Genomic DNA, 23,280 nt, shown 5'->3' with positions numbered 1-23,280 from the left:
CAGCAGGAGGATATGGACATGAAAATGAGACATAAAATGGGACATCTCGGAGACTGACTTCCCTGGTCTCTTTCGATATACTCATAAATGTCGAATGTGCTCCATGCGAGTCCAGTACGACAAGGGAGTGCCTCTCGCCTCTCACATGCTTGAAGGCTACTCCCCTCAAAAATTTATCCTTATCATAGCACAAAACTATATGCAAGCAGCTAACAAAGCAAATTTCTCGATGCGGCTGTAGATTTTTTCCTTTTATTTTTGCTTGTCTACGATATGAAACACATTGTTTTTCTGCCAGGCAGAAACTGCACATTCTAAAAAGGGTAGTGGTGCAAAAAGATGAGATTGTATCAGGCACAATTTTATCGTTTGGCAACACTGCGATAAACGCATTGGAGGGCATGGAGTCTTTCGCCATTCGCCACACCCTCCGCAAGCAACGTGGACCCCCCTCGAGCGCCTCCACACCTATAGGTAGTGTGAGAATGCTAGAGGAAGCTATTATCATCTATTGACGATAGCTTCCTCTGCTTCTCTGACCTATGACTGATTGGGTGCAGCCGGGCCACGTAGAAGGCAAGGAGCACACCTATGACGCGCTACTCCTATCGTGAGCACGATTTTACTTTTGGTCAAACTATGTTCAAATTGCGCAGTAGCATTGGTCTGACGCAAGCTGCACTGGCTGACCTGCTAGGAATCTCACGGCGCGCAATTGGCGAATGGGAGGCAGGCAGTACATATCCCAAGACACCTCACTTGCAACACTTTATAGAATTGTGTCTGCAACAACACGTTTTTGAACCTGAACATGAGGAAGAGGAGATCCGTACCCTGTGGAAAGTGGCGCACCAGCGGGTATTGCTGGATGAGATCTGGCTTGCCAGCATACTAACAAAACCGCCAGTCTCACCGCGAACGATCACACTGCGGAGTGATGCGACTATCGTACAAGATTTGTCTGCCCTCACTACTCAGCTCAATCTACCGTCTGAACAGCCCGTGGCTCTGGATTTCGCGAAGCCTGCCACCTCTTCACGCATTGATTGGGTAGGAGCCCTCGACGTAAGCCACGTCGCAGGTCGCGAGATGGAAGTGTCGGAATTGACTCAATGGATAGTACAGGAACGCTGCCGCCTGATCGCTATCCTGGGCATGGGTGGCATCGGCAAGAGCACTCTGGCCTCCCTGGTAGGTCAGCGCCTGGCCTCTCAGTTTGAGGCCGTCCTCTGGTGCTCAGTGCGTGATGCCCCTTCCTGTGAAGCATTGCTCGCCGACTGCATCTCTTTCTTTTCCGAGACACCACCTACCTCATTCTCCTCGTCGCTGGAACAACATATCAATCAGCTCATCGTACGCTTACAAGCTCGACGTTGCCTGTTGGTTATCGATAACCTGGAGACCCTGTTGGTAAGCGGTCATCTCGAGAGCGGTTATCTGTCAGGATACGAAGGCTATGGTCGACTCATCGAACGCCTGGCCGAGTCAGATCATCAGAGCTGTGTTCTGCTGACCTCCAGGGAGAAACCCCGGGAGATCGAACCGCAGGAAGGAACACGCTGGTATGTACGCTCTCTGCGCTTGCAGGGTCTGAACGAACAAGCAGCGCATGAACTGCTCGCCGATAAAGAGCTCAGTGGCACATCTGCGGCATGGCAGTACCTGGTAACGAGCTATGGTGGTAATCCTCTGACGCTCAAAATCGTGGCACAGGGAATCTCCGACCTCTTTGCTGGCGATATCGATCGCTTCCTTGAAGAAGGGGAGATGGTCTTCAATGGCGTGCGAGCAGTTTTGCGCCAGCAAGTGGGACGCCTATCCACACTGGAGCATCTGCTGCTCACCTGGCTGGCCGTGCTGCGTGAGTGGACATCACTGGATACACTGGCACAGGTTCTGCACCCCCGCATGCCACGCGCCTCACTGCTAGAAGCGCTGGAAGCACTGGGACGGCGCTCGCTGCTAGAAAAGGGACAACAGGCAACCTTCAACTTGCAATCAGTGGTAATGGAATATCTTACCGATGAGCTATGCGAAACCTTAACCGAAGAGATTATACAGGGGACGCCGCAACAACTCTGTCGCGTGGCACTTTCACGAGCACACGCACAAGATTATGTACGAGAGACCCAGAACCGTCTGTTGGTGCGACCTCTCATTGAGCGGCTACGCGTTGAACTGGTGACCAATGCTCAAATCGAAGCACACTTGCTGCGTCTACTAGAGCAGTTTCGGACTGAGGAGGCTGCGAAACAGGGTTATGGTCCGGTCAACATTATCAATCTGCTCAAAGACTTGCGTGGGCACCTGCGCGGTCTGAACCTCTCCAGACTTGCCATTCGCGGAGCCTATCTACAAGATGTCGAGATGCAGGATACCTGCCTTCGCGGAGCACTGCTCCAGGAAAGCACCTTTGCCGAACACCTTGATGTCATCAACGCGGTTGCCATCAGCCCTACTGGACAGTATTGGGCGGCCGCCAGTCAGCAAGGAGAAGTTCGCCTCTGGCGAGATGAAGGCCGCGTTCTGCACCGCGTCTGGCAGGCCCATACAAACGTCGTTGCCGCTATTATCTTCAGTCCAGATGGTCGCCTGCTTGTTAGTGGAGCCTGGGATGACACGATTAAGCTCTGGGACGTAGAGAGCGGGAAACTGCTCTGGACTGGTGTTCAACACGGAAACGTCAATCATGTCACCTTTACCCCTGATGGACGTCTGCTTACCAGTGGCGGAGGCGACGCTCTCATCCAATTGTGGGATGTCCAGAGCGGTACAATCATCCAGCAGATGACGAGTCTGGGAGGGCCTGTGTGCTGGTTAGACTGGAGCCCTGATGGAACACAACTTGCGGCAGGTTGTGTCGATGGCAACATCTGGCTGTGGCAACCTGGCGCGTCAGAGCCAGAAAAGCATGTTCATCGGCTTTCGGGGCATGCTCACTGGGTGACGGGAATAGCCTTCGCGCCCAACGGCAGCTACCTCGCGAGTGCAAGCTTTGACGGCACTGTCAAATTGTGGGACATGAAGCATCTGGAATGTATCCAGACGTTTTCGGAACATACAGACCGCGTGGTCCGCCTGGCATGGAGTCCCGACGGACGAACGATAGCCAGTACGGGTTTTGACAAGACGATCTGGTTATGGGACACCGAGCAGCAAAGGGCGCAAGCCGTTCTACATGGGCATACTGCCACTATCTTCGGACTAGCCTTCACACCTGACAGCCGCACCCTGCTCAGCGGCTCGAATGATGGCACCGTACGCGCCTGGAATGTAGAAGAGGGACATTCGCTACACATTATAGGAGGTCATGTGGTCGCGTTGTACGACGTCGACTGGAGTCCAGACGGCAAGCAACTGTTCACTGCCGGGCCAAATACGCTGGTAACCATCTGGGATCGCGCCAGTGGAGCTCCTTCTGGCATTCGACACGGACACCGTTGGGCTGTCCTTGGGACTGCGATAAGCCCCAATGGACAATTACTGGTCAGTGCCGGGCAAGATAACCATATAGTGCTATGGAACATGGATAGTGACGTTCCACAGTACCTGCTATGCCCGCCTGATGGGGCAGATGTTATCTTCCAGAAAGTCATGTGGAGTCCTGATGAACGTTCTCTGGCATGTGGAACCTACTTACATGGTGTACAGGTATGGGATATACCCACGCTCACTCGTCGCTGGGTAGCGCAAGAGTCAGCACACCTCATTCGAGAAGTGGCATGGAGTCCCGATGGCATGTGGGTAGCAAGCGGGAGCGATGACGGCTCTATCTCGATACGAGCGGCGGCTGATGGTGCACAACGCTTACTTTTGAGACATGGTGGGGCCATCTTCTGTGTAGCGTGGAGTCCCGATGGAACATGGCTAGCTGGTGGTGGTGCTGGCGGCGAGGGGGGAGAAATCCTCATCTATGGAACTGAGAACGGAGAGCTTTTGCACACCCTGATCAGCCATCCAGGATTGGTATATGCAATCGCATGGAGCCCTGATGGCACGCTGTTGATCAGCGCGGGCAGCGATGGCAAGCTGCGCTGGTGGGAGACCAGGAGTGGGCAATGTATCCGCGTGCAAGAGGGGCATCATGCTATGGTGGAGACACTCAAGGTGAGTCCGGATGGTAGCGCACTCGCCAGTTGCGGCGACGATGGAGCATTGATCATCTGGGACCTGTACAGCGGAGCGCGGCTCCAGACGCTAAGACGCGATCGTCCCTACGAGCGCCTCAATATTACAGGAACGCACGGCCTCTCTGAAGCACAAAAAGCGTCTCTCTATACCCTGGGCGCTTTTGAAGAACCAGCCAACGATAAATACATACTGTGCGGAGAAGAACGTCGAGATAAAGCACTGCGCTGAAATGGCTCTGCCCAATGAAGACGAACGAGAACATGAAAGCGATGGCTGCAGGAGTACAATCAGTACCATTCAGCCATCGCTAAGCGCTTCATCCGCAGCCAATGCTCAGATCAAGATCAAGATCAAGCGTTTTCAATCAGTTGAAGCAGGTCAATCTCCTAGAACTGATTCCAGATGTCAATATCAATTTTATACGCATCATCTTCCTGCTGCCAAAGGACCACTGCCTTTGTCTGCAGTTCCTGCGTCTGTCCATCAGGCAATTGGATAGTAACTACTATCTGAGACAAATTTTGTATCGTATGTTCTCCAATAAATTGAGCATCAAGGGTAGTGAATTGCATCCCTGTGACGCCGTTATCGACCAGAGCTTGATAATAGGTTCGAATAGCGTCTTGTCCACATACAATCGCCTCTGCTGGAGGGAGAAGACGAGCATTCCTGGTGTGCATTTTGGAAAGGGCCTTTACATCTCTCTGCTTAACTGCATCACTGAAGACTTTTGCCAGTCGATCCATGATATCCCATGCAGCAGTTGTGTTACTCATTTTTACTTCTCTTTCTTCTTTTTTACAATGAGATTTATTTGAGCTTACCAAGCGCGTCAAACTCTTCTTGTGTCAATTTAATCGTCGCTCCCAGTACATTCTCTTCCAGATGTTTGACGGACGTTGTGCCAGCAATGGGAAGCATGGTACTAGAACGTTGTAGGAGCCAGGCAAGCGCAATCTGACTGGCTGTGACATGATATTTTTTTGCAACCAGATCCAATGAGCTTCCTGGTTGTGTCAGTTGGCCAGCGGCCAACGGAAACCACAAGCATCTTTTGAAGATTGCTTGTCTGAAACAAGTGTATAGTTTTCTACGATAGGTAACAATGACAGAAAGGTGAAAGAATGGTGACACCTATATTGATGTCCTCCTGAACGCTTTTTCTTCTGCAAGCCAACACATTGGCGTTACCTGGAGCAACAGCTTGCATGTCGCGTTAGTCCATGATCACGACAAATACGCTTGTACAAAGGAGTGAGAATCCTATGCCAGTCGCTATGAGTAGTCCGGGAAAGAGCCAGAGCCCTTCAAACGAAGAGACTCTGGCTCTAGCAGGGCGGGCCGGATCATAGCGAACTGGCAGCCATCCCATGGCAGCCTCAGAATACTGCTGGAAGGTATAGCTTTGAAATTCAACGGATTCCTCTTGCTCTGTCCAGAATTGGATTGTCATGATGCGACAGGGAAAGATCTGGTCTTGCTCCCCTTCTGGAACAATATCTATGATCTTATTCACATGCCCTTTCGCGCATACAGCCTTTCTGAGGAACCTTCGCGTGCTATGCAGAGAAATCAAGCCGGTCAGTAGTATTACCAGTCCCCAGGTTGACATGACGACTGGTAATAATATAAACAACAGAGACGCTACACCACTATTAAGCAAGGCGGCACACCTTTCCATAGGAGCCTGGCTCCTAATGCATTTTCACTAAACATATTTGGCGTAGAGTATGAATACGGTAAAAAGGGAGTAGACCGCTCTAGTCTACTGGCATGTACGATCCGCATTCAGGATACTGCACTCATAAAAGGAAGAGTCTGGAGTCTTTCGCCTTCCCCCAGACCCTCGATAAACAGCATTAGTCCGCCTCGAGCGCACTTAACACCTCTCACAGTATAGAAAAAAGACCTGAAGAAGTCAGCCTTCAGCAGATAGCATCTTTCTTCCCATTTACTTCGCATTACCCGACAATGTGATCTTGACCCCATAACGAAAGTTTTGCTCTGTTGAGGTGCATTGCTTACATACACCTCAACCATGAGGCCTGAAACCGCAGTATCAATCGAGGAAACCACCATCAACGGCTAGATGCGCTCCATTGACATAAGAGGCATCGTCAGACAGCAGAAAGGCTACGGCAGTTGCAATTTCTCGTGGCGCTCCAATACGTTGCGCCGGAATCGTCAGAGCAATCTTGTCAACCTCACCGGGAGTCCCTTGTTCGTTGGTCATGGGGGTATCAATGACACCTGGTTGCAGTTCGTTGATGCGGATACCCCGGCTTACCCAATCATGAGCGGCTGTCCTGGTAAGCCCTCGGACGCCATGCTTACTGGCTGAATACGCGGAACGAAAGGGCAAACCACGATCAGCATAGACACTGGAGACATTCACAACCGCGCCTCCACCAGCTGCGGCAATGGCGGGTAGCTCAGCTTTCAGGGCATAAAACAACGACGAAAGATTCACTTGCAGGGTGTAATTCCAGGTATTGATGGTGAGATCAGGAATATCAGCATGCTCGCTGGCGGTACCCGCGTTATTTACTGCGTAGTGAAGCGCCCCGAAATGTCTGACCACCTCATCCACTGCCTGCTGCAACGCCTGGGCATCAGTAACATCTAATGGCATAACCAGTGCCCGACTGCCAGTGGCATTCACGCGAACTTCTGTCTCGCGTAGCGGTTTCTCACGCCGTCCAATCAAAACAACGTTCGCGCCCCGCTCGGCGAGGAGCTCTGCGGTAGCCGCTCCCATGCCAGTACCAGCTCCAGTAATTAAAACTACCTTCCCTGCAAAATCACGATCTCTTGACATTTCCTTCTCCTTTATTTACTTATATATTTTTTACTGATATCTTCAAAAAAACATTTTTCGAAGATATCACGGATAGCACATTAATTTATATATATAAACAGCGCACCTGAAGAACCTGCTGAAAATGAACATTCGCCAGCAGGCTCTGTCGTTCCCTCTCTCCTTACCGTTTATCGCAGCGATCTGAAAGCCGCGCGAAGCTCTTGCGCAAAGAGTAGTGGCTGCTCCCAGGCAGCGAAATGGCCACCTTTATCTACCTGGTTGAAGTAGATGAGATTATGATAGGCCTGTTGTACCCAGCTATGAGGTGCCTGATAAATCTCGCCAGGGAAGACGGTAAAAGCGGCCGGGACGGTGATATTAGCAATGCTGACAGGGACAAATTTATTTTCCCAATAGAGGCGGCCTGCTGAAATTCCCGTGTTGGTCAACCAGTAGAGGGTCATGTTGTCAAGCACGTCGTCTCGGGTCAGATACTCTTGCGTACCATTTAAAGCCGAGAGGATCGCACCGGCTGGCTGGTTATATCCATCGCCATGATCGAGCATCCAGCTAGCCAGGCTAACAGGTGAATCGGCCAGCCCATAGAGCGTCTGTGGGCGTGTCCCCATTATCTTTGTGTAGGCAAAGTGCTTCGTCGTTAGGTCGACCAGTTGACCGTATGCGTATTTTTCATCATCTGCGAGACCTGCTGGAGCTGGAGCGCCAGCCCCGAGTGCGGTTGCAATGTTTACTGGAAAAGTAGAAAGCAAGTTGGTGTGAAAGCCAAGTAGCTCCGGTGGTGCCTGCACAGCCATTAGATGAGAGACGGTGGCACCGATATCACCACCTTGCGCCACAAAGTGATCGTATCCCAGGCGTTTCATCAGCGTCACCCAGGCGCTCGCGATATGCACAGGGTCCCAACCGGTTACCGTTGGCTGCTCTGAGAAGCCGTAGCCTGGTAGTGAAGGGATCACCACGTGGAACGCATCTGATGCATCGGCACCATAGGCTGTGGGATTAGTGAGAGGATCGATAATCTTGAGCTGCTCGATGATTGAACCAGGCCAGCCGTGAGTGACAATGAGCGGCACCGCATTCTCATGCAGGGAGCGAACATGGATAAAATGAATATCAAGACCATCAATCTCGGTTATGAATTGTGGCAGGGCATTGAGTTTCGCCTCAATTTTGCGCCAATCATAACGTGTCCTCCAATAGCGCGTGAGATCCTGAATGGTCGCCAACTGCACGCCTTGCGACGTATCCTGGACCGTCTCCCGCTCAGGCCAGCGTGTCAACGCCAGACGCAGATGGAGCTCGTCGAGGTCCTTTTGCGGGAAGTGAACGCTGAATGGGCGAATATCAGAGGGATTCGCGCTCTTGTCAGCTTTTGGAGTATTCGCACTCATGCTCTTTGCTTCGGCGTTCCCTATAGTACTCAATTGGGCAGCGGCAAGAGTTATGGCCGCCGTACCCAAAAAGTGACGACGATTAAACTTGATTTCATTGTTGCTCATGCAATGTTTCACCTTTCTTCATGCCAGGCTTATTCGCTGGCTCATCTCACGCCAAATGAGACAATAGATACAACTCTTTACTTTGTCTGTAGGAAGGCTAACAAATCAGCATTAAACTGATCTTTATGGGTGAAGGTCAGGCCATGCGGCCATGGCTGCGGCGATCGTGTGCGATGACACGATAACCATGAGAGGCCAGGAAAAACATCTGGTCGTCCCAGGCATCGGCGTTCAGTGGCCAACCGTGACTGAAAACGACTAGTGTGCCTGTACCCCAGCTCTTATAAAAAAGAGTAGCTCCATCTTCTGTTTTAATTGTGCCAGTACCCATGTTTTAATCTTCTCCTTGAATTCTATCCTTCTATTTTTTGTGTCAAGAATGGACATATGAGCATGTTCTTAAAGATCAAGCCAGCGCGCTGAAACTAGCGGCGAATCTCTCTGCTCCAGCTTGTGGCACCGACAAAGGCACCATGCACCAGCAAGACATTCACACCTGTACCGGATTTCTGCTCTGGCTCCAGATGCTGCGCACTGGCAGCATGAGCAGATAACGCACCTTGCCCAAGCAAAGCAGTCGTGGTAGCGACCGCTCCCATCCCTTTTACAAAATCGCGTCGTGTCGAACGCAAGCTTTTTCCGAACATCCTGTCCTCCGTATGTCCTATACAAGCCGATTTCGTGAAAGAACGATCGGCATGTAGAAAAAATGAGACGCTGAAAAATCGTCCGGGCACAGTAGCGCTGTCCCGGCGAGCACATAATAAGCATACTTGTTCGTATGCCTCAGACAGCGATCGTACCTATCACCCATGCATCGTTTTACTCATTGGAAACAATAGTCTACGTTTATTGCAACTATTTTCCTTATTTATCGCTTTAATCTTTCGACAGAAGAGGCTTTAGAGAGTGAAATAATGAAAAAAATTGCTCAATTGACTATTCATTTAGAAATTTTTTTTGAGTGTTTTAACATTTGATATAAAAGACGCTATTCTCGCAAGAAACTGTTCACCTTCAGGCATTTGATCAGAGAATGACGGCCAATCATGCCAGAGTTCGGACCAGATATGCTGCAATATTTAAGTTCCCAGTCATATGAGGCTTGAAGGTTTGACGAAGATATTCGCTCAGTTGAGCAGCCTGCTTACTCATACCCTTGCTTACACATACCCTTCATTGAGTTCATTCCATTATTTTTCAGATCCCAGCATCATGAACAAGATGATCATAAGGTCACCCGAAGCAAACACGCAAAACAATATAGGCATCTTTGTACTTGCCTCAGACTACATGTATACAATAGCATGGAGATAAACGTGCTACAACGACACACAGACGACAGACATGTGACAGAAAAAACTCCACTGGGCATGTTAAAACTTCCAGAGGATTGGTTCAATCAGACTACGGTTGAAAAGCGCCTCGGATGCCTCTAATACCTGCGCTAGCGTACAAGGCATAATCAGGAACGTTTGCATATACGCTATAGTTATTGGCTTCAGCATTGGGATAACTACGCCCGTTTTCCCACTCTACCACGGTATGCCGGGATACATGCAGCTTTTCAGCCAATCTGGCTTGAGTCAGCCCGATATGCAACCGTAGCGATAGCATGCGCTGATCAAAAGAATAGTCTTGCTGCTCATAAATGGATCGCTTTACAAGTAGATTCCCTTCCGCATAACATCGCAGTACACACTTCGCTCGAAATGTGACAAGTAATGCTACGTACACGCTCAGTGACAGACCAGGACAATGGTAGGTGTGATGGTAGGTGCAATGGTAGCCGATGTCCCATGACGTGTCCAGCCACCACGAGTATAGTTATAGCTATCAGATATCTCTAAACATTTTCACTGCTGTAAAAAAAAGAGATCAGAAAGGGCAAACAATAGATGAGCCACACCAATTTTAATGCTGGACGCCGCCGCTTCTTTGGCGCGGCAGCTGTTACTATGGCCGCCGCGCCTCTTAGCCTGAGCGCCTGCGGGCAGGCAATGGCAAGTGCCGCAGCAACCACGCAGACGGCGACGAAAACAGGCACAACACATACCTCCTTTGGTCCCTTGAAACAGGTCAACGCAGGTCTCCTCAATATCGGCTATGCCGAAGCAGGTCCTTCCAATGGTCCAGTGGTCATTCTTCTGCATGGCTGGCCCTACGACATTCATAGTTTTGTGGATGTTACGCCATTGCTTGCAAAGGCAGGTTATCGGGTAATCGTACCATATCTGCGTGGCTACGGCACAACAACCTTCCTTTCCAGTTCAACATTCCGCAATGGTCAGCCATCAGTAGTCGCTCTCGATATCATCGCGTTGATGGATGCGCTTAAGATCAAAAAGGCTCTGTTCGGTGCCTTTGACTGGGGAGCTCGCACGGCCGACATTATCGCAGCACTCTGGCCTGAGCGCTGCAAAGCCCTTGTCTCTGTCAGCGGATACCTGATCGGTAGCCAGCAAGCTGGCAAGACACCCTTGAAACCGGTGGCGGAGCTCCAATGGTGGTACCAATACTATTTTGCCACCGATCGTGGTCGAGACGGATACGATATGTATCGGCACGACTTCAACAAGCTCATCTGGCGGACCGCCTCGCCGAAATGGAACTTTGATGATGCTACCTACGAGCGCACAGCCACAGCCTTCACAAATCCTGATCATGTCAGCATAGTGATTCACAATTATCGCTGGCGGCTTGATCTGGCCAAAGGCGAACCACAATACGATGCATTAGAACAGCGGCTTGCCACAGGTCCGACCATCGGCGTCCCCACCATTACCCTGGAAGGCGATGCCAATGGAGCATTTCACGTGGATCCCAGTGTCTATGCTAAAAAATTCACGGGCCACTATGCACACCGGACCATCAAGGGTGGCGTTGGGCACAATCTGCCTCAAGAAGCGCCTCAGGCCTTTGCGCGGGCAGTCATCGACGTCGATCACTTTTAAGCACCTGCATAGTATGCAAAGTGACAAGCAAAAAATAATCGTTGACATTTTATCCTGAAAGGATTTTTTATCATGGCAAAAGTTTGGTTTTTGACAGGAAGTTCACGTGGCTTAGGACGGAACATCGCTGAGGCAGTGCTGGCACATGGAGATTACCTTGTTGCAACGGCACGTCATCCTGAACAGTTAAGCGACCTGTCTGAGCGTTATAAAGGACACATTCATGCGATTTCGCTCGATGTCACAAATCAAGAACGGGTGCGTGATGCGATTGATTCCGCGATACAAACGTTCGGGCGGCTGGATGTGGTTGTCAATAACGCAGGATACGCCAATGTTGGATCAATCGAGGATACGCCTGAACATGACTGGCGTGCTCAGGTCGAAACGAACCTGTGGGGAGTGATCAATGTCACACGAGCTGCCCTCCCCATTATGCGCAAACAACGCTCGGGACACATTATCCAGATCTCCTCGATTGGCGGTCGGACCGCCTCAGCTGGCCTGGGTCCCTATCAGACCGCGAAATGGGCAGTTGAAGGCTTCTCTGAAGTTCTTGCGCGTGAGGTCACACCACTTGGTACCAAGGTCACCCTCATTGAGCCAGGCAGTTTCCGTACCGATTGGGGCGGCGCCTCGATGTCTATTGTAGAGCCGAGTGAGGACTATCAAAGCATTGTTGCCGGTCACATTGCCTATCATCAACAAGCAGGGAAAGAACCTGGCGATCCGGCAAAGGCGGCACAGGCAATTATTACCATTGCCAATGAAGCTCAACCACCACTACGTCTTGTTCTGGGAAAAGATGCCTTGAAGGTGGCTCGCCTTGTCGATCAGGCAAAACTGGCCGAGACGGATCGCTGGGCTGACCTCAGCTCCTCTACAAACTTCGATGACGGCGAGGCAGAACACTTTACGCATCTTGGTTTACCACCGTCGAGCACAACAGACAAAAAATAGACTTTCGGAAAGCCATTAGATTGACAAGCTTCCCGGTAAAAGAAATTTAATAATGCTACAAGATATGCTGAACGTGCCTCGGGTTCAGCATATCTTGTAGCATTAAAAAAAAGCGCTATCAGACCTTCTACAGGAGAGCCTGACAGTGCTTACAGCGCCTTTTAATTGAAGCTCATATTGATGCCAACAGCAGCATTCTCTTCAGGGAAGGCGTTCCAGTAACCATAGCGGGCAGAAACTTCTAGCAACTTCACAAGTGCTTCGGGAGTCGGAAACTGCGGCACACCATTCCACAGCAGGGCAGTCTCTTCAAAGAGGTGTCCCATCTTTGAGATGTCTCATCTTTTTGGTCGTTGTGATCCGGAAGGTCACAGGCTCAGAGGAGGTGTTGTGCCAGGCATGTTTGGAATTACTCAGTAATCTCTTCTGGAGCGTTAACAGCAGGCAGCCGGAAAAGATTGCAGGATCGAAATGAACAATCAAAAGGACGGCTTTGGGCAAACAGCGGACCGCTGTCGGAATGCTTGTTCTTGCCGCAGGCCTGTACCTCTACAGTAAGGTATAGAAGAGCATGCAACAACGACACAATCATGACAGAAATGTGACAGAAAAAGCGAGATACCCTGAACAATACTTTTTTCCACCAGAAAAAATCCTTGATGTTTCTATGAGAAATCATCCATTACGTATGGAAAGAGAGATTCGCGGCTGGTCTCAGGCCAGGATCGCAGAAGCGGTTAATACGAGCGTCCGTTCTGTTATCCGTTGGGAGCAAGGAAAAGTGCTCCCCCAACCATTTTATCGTGAACAACTCTGCACGCTTTTTGGCAAAAACGCTCAGGAGTTGGGGATACAGTCCGCTGAAATCCCTCCATCTCTGCGCCCTGTTACTGTCTGCCCCATCGAACATCCGTTGCTGGCAACAAAGATCAATCCGCCTTTTCCAGCACATACCATCATTCAACGCCCACGCCTGACCAACCTTTTGACATTCGGTAATCAGAAGCGACTGACACTCATTTCAGCGCCCGCAGGTTCGGGCAAGACAACTGCGATCACTGAGTGGATCAAAGCCACTGCACGCACGGACGCGGTCGCCTGGGTCTCGCTGGATAACGAGGATACTGCACCTGAGCGCTTCTGGCTCTATGTATTGACGTCCATCAATATATACCAGGCCAACCTCTATGCTCCATTAATTGCCATACTACGAGCACAACCAATTCATGACTGGTACACCTTTTTAAAATACGTGCTGAACACACTACTTAAGAGTGAACGCCCTATCACACTGGTACTCGACAACTACCATTGTATCAATAATTCAGTCACGCATGATACAGTTGCCTACTTCCTGGAGCACCTTCCCCTCCAACACCATCTCATTATCTCCACACGCAATGACCCACCCTGGTCGTTATCACGGCTACGTGCGCAAGGTGCCATTCGGGAGCTTCGCGGGCACCAGCTCAATGGAACAGAAGAGGAGGTGGAGGCCTTTTTTTCCCAGGTCTTGCAGGTACAACATCCTCGCACGATCATTGCGGAGATAACACAACGCACAGAAGGATGGTTTGCTGCCATTCAACTACTGGCTCCCTCTTTATATGAGGTAACGAATAGCACAAACATACTCAACCTGTTAGATGGGAGTCAACGTCCCATTTTTGATTATATAATTGAAGAGATTTTCTCTCAGCAATCACCTGCCATGCAGGAATTCTTGCTCCAGACCTCCATTCTTGAGCGCCTGGATACTGCGCGTTGTGATGCCGTACGCAACAAAACAGACAGTCAAAAGATGTTGGATAGATTGGAGAGAGCCAATCTTATCATTGTGCTCGATCAACAGCAACAGTGGTATCGCTATCAGCACCTTTTTGCACAGGCACTGCGCGCCTACCTTAGACGAACGTCTGATGAACAGACGATACAGACCTTCTATAAACGAGCAAATATCTCAGAATGCTCCTGATAGGCTGAGCCCTACCCATTTTCTCAGTGGACCAGATACAGCATTCTGTCACATGTCTACCATGTTCCTGTCTCTTCATTGTCATTGTCAGACCTCATCAGCTCTAGTAACGTAGAAGCTAACGAGGCTGCTCCAAATTTATAGAAGGAGAAAAGCTTTGAGTATACACAATGCCGACACAAATGGAATGTCAACACCTAAAACATATAAGGACAAACAGCGCATGCAAAATTACTTCTCTGGCAGAAAAAGGCGCTCACTTGTTACAGGGACAGCGATGTTGGTCCTACTGACTCTGATCATAGTGGGTATCCTGCAAGCCCCTTTCTGGCAAGCGAAAGCCGCAGTAGACACTATCAATCCCCACCAGCATCAGACTTTCTATCATGTACCTGCTGGTGGCCTGGCGAGTGGTTCTACCACGAAGTATAACGATTGCACGACATTAGATTCCTCATTCAAGAGCTACGTGCAAGCATTAGGCCTCACTTATGGACCAACTGAGGTGGCATCACAAGCCAGCGCAACTGCGATACCAGTTCACAGGCAGGACCAGGTTTCGGTCACAAAAATCTCAGGCTATGTAACTCTGAGATGGCTGAATCGCTTCTTTCATTGACGATATCGCCTCTGACATAACTGGCTGCTTGCATATGGTGCTCATCTTTCCTGGCAGCGCTACATACCTGTGCGCCCCCATTCATCTCCCTGGCACTGTCAACGGTACCACTATGGGTTGATATATCCACATTTATGAGCTCTCTTACATCTGGCGGTCAGAAAAGGTCTTACAGTGCAAAAAATTATTGGGGTACTTTGACTATGCTTATTACTGCACGCTCACTTACGAAGGCTTATGGAGCCATCGTTGTTCTAAATGATATCTCTTTTGTCTTGAATGCCTCCGATCGCATTGGCGTTGTTGGGCCGAATGGTGCAGGGAAATCAACGCTACTCCGCATACTCGCTGGACATGAGAAGCCAGAGTCGGGCAAAATCTCTTTCGCGCCCGACGTCGAGGCCGGTTACCTACCACAACAAGCATCCGACCATCTTGTAGATGGTGAGGGAAGTATTCAGGATCTGCTTCTGCAAGCAACCGGAAATCTGCGCCAGCTTGAGAAGCGCATGCACGAACTCGAAGCGGCTATGGCCGTGGTCGATGCAGATCATATCGACCCACTTCTGAACGAATATAGCAATGTCGCCAGCAGGTTTCAGGACCTGGGCGGTTATGAAATAGACTATAGGATAGAACAGGTCATGGCAGGGCTCCATATCGATGCGCTGCCGAGAGAAAGAGGTGTGGCGACACTCTCTGGTGGCGAACGTGCACGCGTCGGACTCGCTGCCCTTTTATTGCGTTCGCCCGATGTGCTTCTGCTCGACGAGCCAACAAACCACCTCGACTTCCCCAGCATGGAATGGTTAGAGTCCTATCTTATCAACTATCGCGGAGCTCTCCTTATGGTCTCACACGATCGCCAGTTTCTGAATCGGGCCGTCAACCAGATTTTCGAGATCAGCGAGCATGACCACAACTTGCACAGCTATACTGGCAACTACGATGCCTATGTTCAGGCACAAGCTAGCGCACGCGCCAAATGGGAGGCAGACTATGAACGACAACAGGAGGAAATGCAAGAATTACGTAAACGTATTAAAGATGCGGAACGCAGTGTTGGACATGCCAATCGAACGGCGCCACGTGATAATGACAAATTTGTTCGCTACTTCCTTGCACAAGGCAAACAGAATGCCATCTCAAGCATCGTACGCACCGCCGAGGTTCAGCTTAAGCGAATCGAGAGCAATCCCATTCCTAAACCTCCAGAACTGGTACACATCAAATCCCAGTTCACTACCGAACCTCTCCGTTCGCAGGAAGCAATTACACTTACGAATATCAGCAAGCACATTGGCAAAAAAAACCTCTTTCAAGATATCACCTCTACCATCCAACCCGAGGCTCGTATCCTGCTTACAGGACCCAATGGAGCAGGCAAAACTACGCTCTTCAGGATTATCATGGGACAGGTGGAGCCTGATAGTGGTCAGGTCCAACTCGCTCCCGGAGTGCGCATCGGCTATCTCTCCCAGGAAGGTGAGGCACTTGATCCAGATCAGACGGTACTTGAGGCGTATAGCCATCAACAGGTAGGCTTTGAAGGGGAGTTTATCGGACGCTTGCTGGGGCATGGCCTGTTTCGCCTTGAAGATATGCAGAAAAAAGTGCGTTATCTCAGCCATGGGCAAAAGCGTAAACTGGAGATCGCCTGCTTGATGGCACAACATCCCAATGTGCTGCTCCTCGACGAGCCGACGAACTATATCAGTCTGGATGTGCTTGAGGCATTTGAAGAGGCCATCTTGCAATTTCCAGGACCAGTCATCGCTATATCGCACGATCGCTGGTTTATTCAGCGCTATGGCGGTGAGCTCTGGACGCTAAATCAGGGCCGGCTCTCAATAAATACAGCGTCAGATTCGGATTATCTCCACTCCTCATGGCAAGGCGCCGACTAAATGTAGGGCATGTGAGTCATCCCAGATTCTGAAACGTCATGCGCCGCAGGCGCACCACGGCAGATGAAAACGTGTATACTCGAAGGGGGCCCTTTGCAGAGAGAAGACGGCCAACAGTATACGGTGGAAGAACGTGTTTTTGAAACTGTACTCAGGAGTCTGGACGAATCACGGCATGTCACCTCACTGATGGAAACACGCAGGTGAGAGCACGAAGAAGATACTGAAAAGCAACAGGCCCCGCCTGCAAGGGGATCACCCCAATTGCCAAGAGGAGTGCGTCCGATCCAACGAAAGGAGCAAACCGATGCAGGTGATGTATCAACGGTGTGCAGACATTGATGTGCATCAGCGCTTTTTGGTGTTCTGCCTCACGGTCATTGAGGCTGGAGAGCGACGCAAGGAGATCCGCACGTTCCGCAACGAAACGAGAGATCGGCTCGCTCTGCGTGCACGGATGCTGGAAGAAAGCTGTAGCCATGTCGCACCCGTGCTTTCGAGTGCGACATGGGTGACGCCAAAGGTGTCAAGCCAGTCAGAAAGGGCGAAAAGATCTGCCTTCATGGTTAAGAAGGTACGGATCTGCTTTTGCACCGCTCCCGAAGGCTCAGTGATCATCACACAAGCAACAATCGCCTTCTTATGGACGTAAAGTCCTGCACATCGGGGATAGGTAACTTGCATCCTTGGTCTCCTTCCGCTTTCGTTCACTACACCTCTTGTGCCGTGATCAGTGTGTGGTGCGTTGAGTCTCACAAGGTTCCTACGCGTGCTCACCTCGCAACGGAAGTGGCGACAATCATCTCTTCTGGACGCACCTGGGTCAACTTGGCAATCGAGCTCTTGCGCACCTACCCCGCATACAACATCGGCACACTCATCACGTTGTTCGTAGAGCCCATTTTTCATTCCCATCTCTGACACACCGTGTTCTGCCACTTGGTGTAGTCCTACATGAGCGTCTCGTGGGATCTATATCCACGTATCATGATTGAGAGGAAACCATAGCTTCCGCTTCCAGACTCTTCAACGTTTGAGCAAGACTCTGACTAAAAAGCTTCCGTCCCAAGAAGCTCAAGAGCGTGGTCAGCACATAGCCTTTCAAATTTTTGCCTCTTCGGTCCACTGTGAGTTCTACCAGACTCTCCCCGTCTTCAGTGCGTGCAACATGGTAATGCCAGTAACCACCAGGAACAAAGGCATTGGAAGATTGCAGAGTGATGTGAATTTCGCCAGGCTGCGACCAATCATAGGTAGAGCGTTCCCAGATGCCGCCGAGGAAATTTGAACCCTCGGTTACATCAGCAGAAGTCGTACCAACTGAGTGCAATTGATAAAAGCGAGGGTCAATGTTGGACAAAAGCTTTGTTCTTTGTGGATTAAAATCAGTCAACGCTTGAACAACTCGCTCAGGGGAAACAGTTGTCCTGACTGCTATGTGAATTTTATTCATGAAATATTCCTCCATGTTGATACATTTAAGATAACGGCCTAGTATGAGAACAAAGGATCTCATTCATCTGCATTCTACTCTTCATGTTACTGTAAGATAGAGCTGTATGTGAATGACAAACAGGTGACAGATATAGACCAAAAATCAAAAATGTCTATCCACAGGATAGAGGGTGCATGGAGATGAGCGTACGATAATGACATGGGTATGACAGAAAAAAATTGCATTGAGCATTTTTCCTCCCGTTTCCTCATAGGTAAGCTTTTTTGAGCGGCCATCACGCGCCGCTCTTTTTTTCTGCCTCTTTCGCTCCTCTCCCGCTCCTGCAGCACTCCTCTCACGCTCGATCCAGCAGCACACACCTCCTCCTCTGCTCTCACGCCACACCCATAGCTCAGCAGATATGCCAACGCACCGCCGCATATTCTCGTCGTGGCAAGTCGCCACGAGTCGTCAGAAGGCGCGAAACGGCACGGTGCTGCACCGCATGGCGCGTTCCTGCATCACACTGCATACAACGACACACAACGACATCTTCCAGCTCATCTCTCTCCCATTCGTCACCACACAGCACAACCAGGCACCACACGTCGTAGCTCGTCATCAGCAAAGAGTGACATTCATCTCTCGCGCCACTTCGGAACACGCCCGGGGAACTTTTCATCGCCCAACCGGTGGCAGATATCTTTCAGCCGTGTGTAGGCGCCCTGCCATTCCAGATCGGCGAGCGTTTCCTTCAATGGCACATCCTCGCGCAGTGTCGCCAGTGTGCGGAAAAGCAGCGCCTCATCCCTGTGCTGGGCCAGGCTCTCGGCCAGGCGAGCCGCGCGGCTGGCACTCAATCCCCAGGTTTGCGGGGCTGCAGGGATCGCCTCCAGGTGCTCGTATTTCGCAAGCACGGCCGCCGCGGATTTTTCACCCCAGCCCGGGATACCGGGGAAGCCGTCAGCCGCATCACCCACCAGCCCCAGCCAGTCGGGGATCGACGGTGGGCGTACGCCAAATTTCTCCATCACGCCTGCCTCATCGATGAACATATTGCGGCGACGGTTCCAGCCAACAATGCGGCTTCCAGAGACCAGCTGGGCGAGATCCTTATCCGGCGAGCAGATCACGATCTGTTCGACTCCATCTTCGTTCTTGAAGCGGGAGGTCGCGCTGGACAGGGCGTCGTCGGCCTCAAACTCTACCATCGACCAGACCACCAGCCCAAGCGAGGAAACCGCCTCTTCGGCCAGCGGGAACTGGGCGATCAGATTGGGGTCAACACCCACACCAGTCTTGTAGCCGGGATACAGGTCGTTCCGAAAGGACTCAATCACATGATCGAACGCACAGGCCACGTGGGTGACGCCAGGCGTCGTCAACAGCATCAGCAGGCTGCGTAAAAGGCCCAACGTTGCGCCGACCTCGCGCCCATCCGGTGCCTTGCGCGGCGGCGCGCCGAAGTGATTGCGAAACAGCTCATAGGTACCATCCACCAGGTAGATCTTCATAGAATATCCGGTGCTCCTTCCATCTGTTCAGCAGGATCCAATCGCTGCTCAAAGAGACATCATCAGAGGGCACGTGAAGGCATATCCTCCAACGCCTGCGTTCGCTTGTTTCATTCATGTGTTTCACTCCTGGGAGCTCTGAGGATACAAAGGCGCAGGGAGATACAGGGGAGCCTCATTGCGCTGCGTCCTCTCGTCACGCTCACCACCACACACAGCACAACACTACCGCGTTCCAATGTGGCCATGCAGACATGCTACCCATACCTCCCACCCACTATCCTGCGGGTAGGGGAGCGAGCCCCTGTTGCTGGACAGATGAGGAAGTTCACTCCTGATGGAGCAAGTGACCCGCTCTTCCGCTCCTTACAATGATCATAATTGGGTGCCACCAGTCCATGACCATCACACGTACCCAAAAGCCCGGGCTTCCGCTCCAACCCCACCACAGGTCGCTACGCACGTGAGGAAGTGAAAAATGGTTCGAGATGTCTCATCTTAGGTTCCGGTGAGCGAAGAACTGCGCGATAGCAGGGATCATATTGCCAGGAGGCGGCTCACCCAAGTCGCTTTTCCCATTCCTCCTGCCGTCCGAGCGGGGTCAATTCGAGATAGTTGTACGAATTCAGCAGGATATCAACACCGCGCTGGAACGTCTGGTACGTGTGATAGATGGTATCTCCGTCGCGCTGGAAGACACTCAACGACGAAACCTCGCCTTCATCGTTCGACACATCGAAATCGAAGTTAAAATCGCTGCCATATGAGGAGAACCAGGGAACGGTCCAGCCCATCTGCTCCTTCCATGCCTCAAGTTTGGCAAGGGGTGCACGCGAGACGACGGCCACAGAGGTGTTCTTCTCATGAAGAGTAGGGATGTAGCACATCTCATTGACCAAGTTCGTGCAGCCCATGCAGCCCTTCTCCCAGTCGGGACCATACATGAAGTGGTAGAGGATCAACTGGGTGCGTCCCTCGAAGAGATCGAGCAGACTCACCTTACCGTTTGGCCCCTCAAAAACGTATCCCTTCTCGATCTTGACCATAGGCAGCTTGCGACGCGTTGCGGCGAGCTGGTCCTTTGCGTGGGTAAGTTCCTTCTCCTTCTTCAATAGCTCCTCACGGGCAGCAAGCCACTCCTCCCGAGAGACAACTGTTGGGTAACTCATAAAGTCCTCCATTCTTTTGACGACCGGATTGTTCTGCTTCGCTCCCATCACGAGAGCACGTGTGATGTGCACGTAGATGTACTCTACAAGAAACCAACCAGAAAAACTTCTTGCATCTTGCTCTCTTGAGAAGGACGCAACAGACACTCATTCCACCTGGAGGAGGGATACCATGGAAACGACGATGCCGCGCAGCGTCTTGCGCCACAGAATGATCAGTACCGACCGCACGCGACCACGGGTCGCTCTTCATGCTTCAAAAGCACACCCAGAACCAACCCACATGGCCTCACCGATGCACAACTCGCCGCGCTCCTGCGGTGCTTGCTCGACAGCCTGAGGCAGCTGCGCCTCTGTCGTCTCCCAGCTACCGACCAGGAACTGGCCCACATCGTGCACCGCTTCCACTCTGTATTACTCCTCCACGATGTTTGTACACGTTCATTTGATGGACTGAAAAGTGCTGCAATACAACCATTATTGGGTCGTAATACAATGATCACATGTGCACGTGAGAACTTGGATTGATACGCACGCCTATTGATGTGTGAGATAGGCGTAAAAAACACAACAGTAGCAGGAGCGGTGTGCATCCATGCTCATGATGGCTACCTCTTGCGAGAAGGTTCATGATGGCCGCCTTTCCCTCTGCGGACAAAACAGGCTCTGTACATAGCTACGCAAAGCCTCGGTCACACCAGCTTGTCCCCAAAAGCCAATATAACCATCGGGGCGGATCAAGACCACTCCTCCCTGCTCGGCTTCATAACGCCGGTGCAGTTCCCCGGTGACGTCATACAGGATATGTTTGCCCTCCTGTTGCACTCCAGAAACCGCGCTCTGCGTGACCAGGTAGAGCTCGATCATCTCCTGATAGTCAGTCGAGAGCAGGGCTTCCACCTCACGCCAGTGTCGCTCGACTGCCTCTGCTTCCTGCCGTGCCGCAAGCACGAGCAGGATCGAACGTGGGCTCTTGAAGATCTCGAAGAGGGGACAGGATTCTGCGCTTCCGCCCACGCGTATCAGGGCGTTCGGGGCACGGTCACCAGCGAGCAGCGTTCCTTTTTTATCGCGGCTATCGACCACGATGGGACTCTGCGGATAGGCGATACTGATCTCAGAGAGCGCTTCTGCCAGCCGATGCGCTGTACCAGGAAGCGAGGAAAAGAAGAGCGGGGCTAGTGCAGTGCGCAGCCCCAACAGCAGCGGATTGCGGGTGAGTGCCAGACGGGTGGCACGTTCGGTTCCACGCAATAAGGCTTCTCCCACCTGTTCGCGCTCCACTTCATAGCTCTCCAGCAGGCGTGGAGCAGCCAACCCCTTGATCGTGAGCGCGAGTTTCCAACTCAGATTCAACGCATCCTGGATACCAGTATTCATTCCCTGGGCACCAATCGGTGAATGAATGTGAGCGGCGTCCCCTGCCAGAAAGATCCGGCCACAACGATAGTGTTCAGCTCGGCGTTGATTGACATGAAAACGGGTGAGGTCCGCTGGCTCCGAGGCACGTGCTCCCACCGGACCGCAGGTCTCAATGACCCGCTGAATTTCTTCCAGCGTGACCTCTCCTGGAGGAACTTTCTCCAGCTCATAGGCAATGACCACGCGATGGCGTCCATCAGCCATCGGAAAGTACGCAATGAAGCTGCCCCGATGGACACAGGCGACAATCTCATCGTAAGGCAGCGCCCATGCCAGACGCACGTTGCCCACGGCAAAGCTCTGCTCAAAGGTCGTCCCGGCAAAATGGAGGCCGAGCAGGTGACGGACCGTACTGTGCGCCCCATCGCAGCCGACCACAAAGCCCACCCGGATCTGTTCGACCTTCCCATCAGCATGGCGCACCACCGCATCTGCTCCCTGTTCATCCTGTGTGACACCGATCAGTTCCGCTCGCCATTCAATGGCACCATGCTGGCTGTGCAAGTGTGCTGTCAGCAACTGTTCCGTCTCGTGTTGTGGCAGCATCAACACATAGGGATAGGGACTCTCAAGCAGGTGCTCCTGGAAGTCGATCCTGGCGATGCGCTTGCCGTCACTGGAGAGACGAAACGCGGGTGACTTGAGTCCGCGCTCAATGGCGGTGTGAGCCACACCCATCTTCGCGAAGAGTTCCAGCGTTTTCGCGTGGATGCCCAGTGCCTTGGTCTTCTGGGCGGCCCGGGGCGCGCTATCGATCAGGCGGCAAGAGATGCCCCGGCGCAGCAGGTCATTCGCCAGAGTCAGGCCAACCGGTCCTGCCCCAACTATCAGCACGTCGTGTGCGGCACGCGTCTGAGATACGTCTGTCATCTTT

General features: G+C 51.6%; 19 protein-coding genes and 1 pseudogene. 6 read left to right on the top strand and 14 right to left on the bottom strand.

All coding sequences use genetic code 11. The features are described from left to right. Nucleotides 1–591: 591 nt before the first annotated feature. Nucleotides 592–4,359, top strand: coding sequence for a WD40 domain-containing protein (locus KTT_RS35735; protein WP_126603092.1), 3,768 nt, complete (start codon nucleotides 592–594; stop codon nucleotides 4,357–4,359). A gap of 158 nt (nucleotides 4,360–4,517) precedes the next feature. On the opposite strand, the gene KTT_RS35730 is transcribed toward KTT_RS35735, so the two are convergent. From KTT_RS35730 to KTT_RS37895, 8 genes and pseudogenes are all read right to left on the bottom strand, one after another. Next, nucleotides 4,518–4,907, bottom strand: a complete 390-nt coding sequence (locus tag KTT_RS35730; RefSeq protein WP_126603090.1) for a YybH family protein — start codon at nucleotides 4,905–4,907, stop codon at nucleotides 4,518–4,520. 34 nt (nucleotides 4,908–4,941) lie between these two features. Further along, nucleotides 4,942–5,130 (bottom strand): aldo/keto reductase, encoded by a 189-nt coding sequence (locus KTT_RS37325; RefSeq protein ID WP_235845964.1) that lies wholly within the window; start codon nucleotides 5,128–5,130, stop codon nucleotides 4,942–4,944. Nucleotides 5,131–5,347: 217 nt separating this feature from the next. Then, nucleotides 5,348–5,647: a DUF3592 domain-containing protein gene (locus KTT_RS35720; protein WP_126603086.1), complete on the bottom strand. Its 300-nt coding sequence runs from the start codon at nucleotides 5,645–5,647 to the stop codon at nucleotides 5,348–5,350. A 543-nt stretch (nucleotides 5,648–6,190) separates the two neighbouring features. Beyond that, nucleotides 6,191–6,949, bottom strand: a complete 759-nt coding sequence (locus KTT_RS35715) for an SDR family NAD(P)-dependent oxidoreductase (RefSeq protein ID WP_126603084.1) — start codon at nucleotides 6,947–6,949, stop codon at nucleotides 6,191–6,193. Nucleotides 6,950–7,119: 170 nt separating this feature from the next. Continuing rightward, complete coding sequence (locus tag KTT_RS35710) at nucleotides 7,120–8,451, bottom strand: epoxide hydrolase family protein (protein ID WP_126603082.1); 1,332 nt, start codon at nucleotides 8,449–8,451, stop codon at nucleotides 7,120–7,122. 145 nt (nucleotides 8,452–8,596) lie between these two features. Next, nucleotides 8,597–8,782: pseudogene (locus KTT_RS35705) on the bottom strand (alpha/beta fold hydrolase); the annotation flags it as partial. A 94-nt stretch (nucleotides 8,783–8,876) separates the two neighbouring features. Further along, the gene (locus tag KTT_RS35700; protein WP_126603081.1) at nucleotides 8,877–9,098 is read right to left on the bottom strand and encodes a hypothetical protein; all 222 of its coding nucleotides are present in this window, start codon (nucleotides 9,096–9,098) and stop codon (nucleotides 8,877–8,879) included. A 760-nt stretch (nucleotides 9,099–9,858) separates the two neighbouring features. Then, nucleotides 9,859–10,068: a helix-turn-helix transcriptional regulator gene (locus tag KTT_RS37895; protein WP_126603078.1), complete on the bottom strand. Its 210-nt coding sequence runs from the start codon at nucleotides 10,066–10,068 to the stop codon at nucleotides 9,859–9,861. A 281-nt stretch (nucleotides 10,069–10,349) separates the two neighbouring features. On the opposite strand from KTT_RS37895, the gene KTT_RS35690 reads away from it, so the two are divergent. Together KTT_RS35690 and KTT_RS35685 are read left to right on the top strand one after the other, a co-directional pair. Next, nucleotides 10,350–11,405: an alpha/beta fold hydrolase gene (locus tag KTT_RS35690; RefSeq protein WP_126603075.1), complete on the top strand. Its 1,056-nt coding sequence runs from the start codon at nucleotides 10,350–10,352 to the stop codon at nucleotides 11,403–11,405. A gap of 72 nt (nucleotides 11,406–11,477) precedes the next feature. Beyond that, nucleotides 11,478–12,365, top strand: a complete 888-nt coding sequence (locus KTT_RS35685) for an oxidoreductase (RefSeq protein WP_126603073.1) — start codon at nucleotides 11,478–11,480, stop codon at nucleotides 12,363–12,365. A 161-nt stretch (nucleotides 12,366–12,526) separates the two neighbouring features. Here the strand turns inward: KTT_RS35685 and KTT_RS36390 are convergent, their stop codons facing one another. Further along, the gene (locus tag KTT_RS36390; protein ID WP_160146390.1) at nucleotides 12,527–12,691 is read right to left on the bottom strand and encodes a hypothetical protein; all 165 of its coding nucleotides are present in this window, start codon (nucleotides 12,689–12,691) and stop codon (nucleotides 12,527–12,529) included. Between the two features lie 362 nt (nucleotides 12,692–13,053). Between KTT_RS36390 and KTT_RS35680 the strand changes: the two genes are divergently transcribed. The 3 genes from KTT_RS35680 to KTT_RS35670 all read left to right on the top strand — a co-directional run bounded on the left by KTT_RS35680 (nucleotide 13,054) and on the right by KTT_RS35670 (nucleotide 17,518). Further along, on the top strand, nucleotides 13,054–14,340 hold the full coding sequence (locus tag KTT_RS35680) for a winged helix-turn-helix domain-containing protein (protein WP_160146389.1): 1,287 nt from the start codon (nucleotides 13,054–13,056) through the stop codon (nucleotides 14,338–14,340). An 822-nt stretch (nucleotides 14,341–15,162) separates the two neighbouring features. Next, the gene (gene abc-f, locus KTT_RS35675) at nucleotides 15,163–16,866 is read left to right on the top strand and encodes a ribosomal protection-like ABC-F family protein (protein WP_126603068.1); all 1,704 of its coding nucleotides are present in this window, start codon (nucleotides 15,163–15,165) and stop codon (nucleotides 16,864–16,866) included. A 307-nt stretch (nucleotides 16,867–17,173) separates the two neighbouring features. Continuing rightward, on the top strand, nucleotides 17,174–17,518 hold the full coding sequence (locus tag KTT_RS35670) for a hypothetical protein (protein WP_126603066.1): 345 nt from the start codon (nucleotides 17,174–17,176) through the stop codon (nucleotides 17,516–17,518). 333 nt (nucleotides 17,519–17,851) lie between these two features. On the opposite strand, the gene KTT_RS35665 is transcribed toward KTT_RS35670, so the two are convergent. The 5 genes from KTT_RS35665 to KTT_RS35650 form a co-directional block, all read right to left on the bottom strand. After that, a complete protein-coding gene (locus KTT_RS35665) occupies nucleotides 17,852–18,319 on the bottom strand; it encodes a hypothetical protein (protein ID WP_126603064.1) in 468 nt (155 codons plus the stop codon). A gap of 620 nt (nucleotides 18,320–18,939) precedes the next feature. Next, nucleotides 18,940–19,815, bottom strand: coding sequence for a 5'-3' exonuclease (locus KTT_RS35660; protein WP_126603062.1), 876 nt, complete (start codon nucleotides 19,813–19,815; stop codon nucleotides 18,940–18,942). 557 nt (nucleotides 19,816–20,372) lie between these two features. Further along, on the bottom strand, nucleotides 20,373–20,984 hold the full coding sequence (locus KTT_RS35655) for a DUF899 domain-containing protein (RefSeq protein ID WP_126603060.1): 612 nt from the start codon (nucleotides 20,982–20,984) through the stop codon (nucleotides 20,373–20,375). 249 nt (nucleotides 20,985–21,233) lie between these two features. Beyond that, a complete protein-coding gene (locus tag KTT_RS36385; protein ID WP_160146388.1) occupies nucleotides 21,234–21,392 on the bottom strand; it encodes a hypothetical protein in 159 nt (52 codons plus the stop codon). Nucleotides 21,393–21,611: 219 nt separating this feature from the next. Further along, the gene (locus KTT_RS35650) at nucleotides 21,612–23,276 is read right to left on the bottom strand and encodes an FAD-dependent monooxygenase (protein WP_126603058.1); all 1,665 of its coding nucleotides are present in this window, start codon (nucleotides 23,274–23,276) and stop codon (nucleotides 21,612–21,614) included. Nucleotides 23,277–23,280 lie beyond the last annotated feature (4 nt).

Origin of the sequence: Dictyobacter aurantiacus (assembly GCF_003967515.1) — a bacterium.
In the GTDB taxonomy this organism is placed as follows: domain Bacteria; phylum Chloroflexota; class Ktedonobacteria; order Ktedonobacterales; family Ktedonobacteraceae; genus Dictyobacter; species Dictyobacter aurantiacus.
Note: the sequence above shows the minus strand (reverse complement) of the source record. Positions and strands in the feature narration are given on the sequence as shown.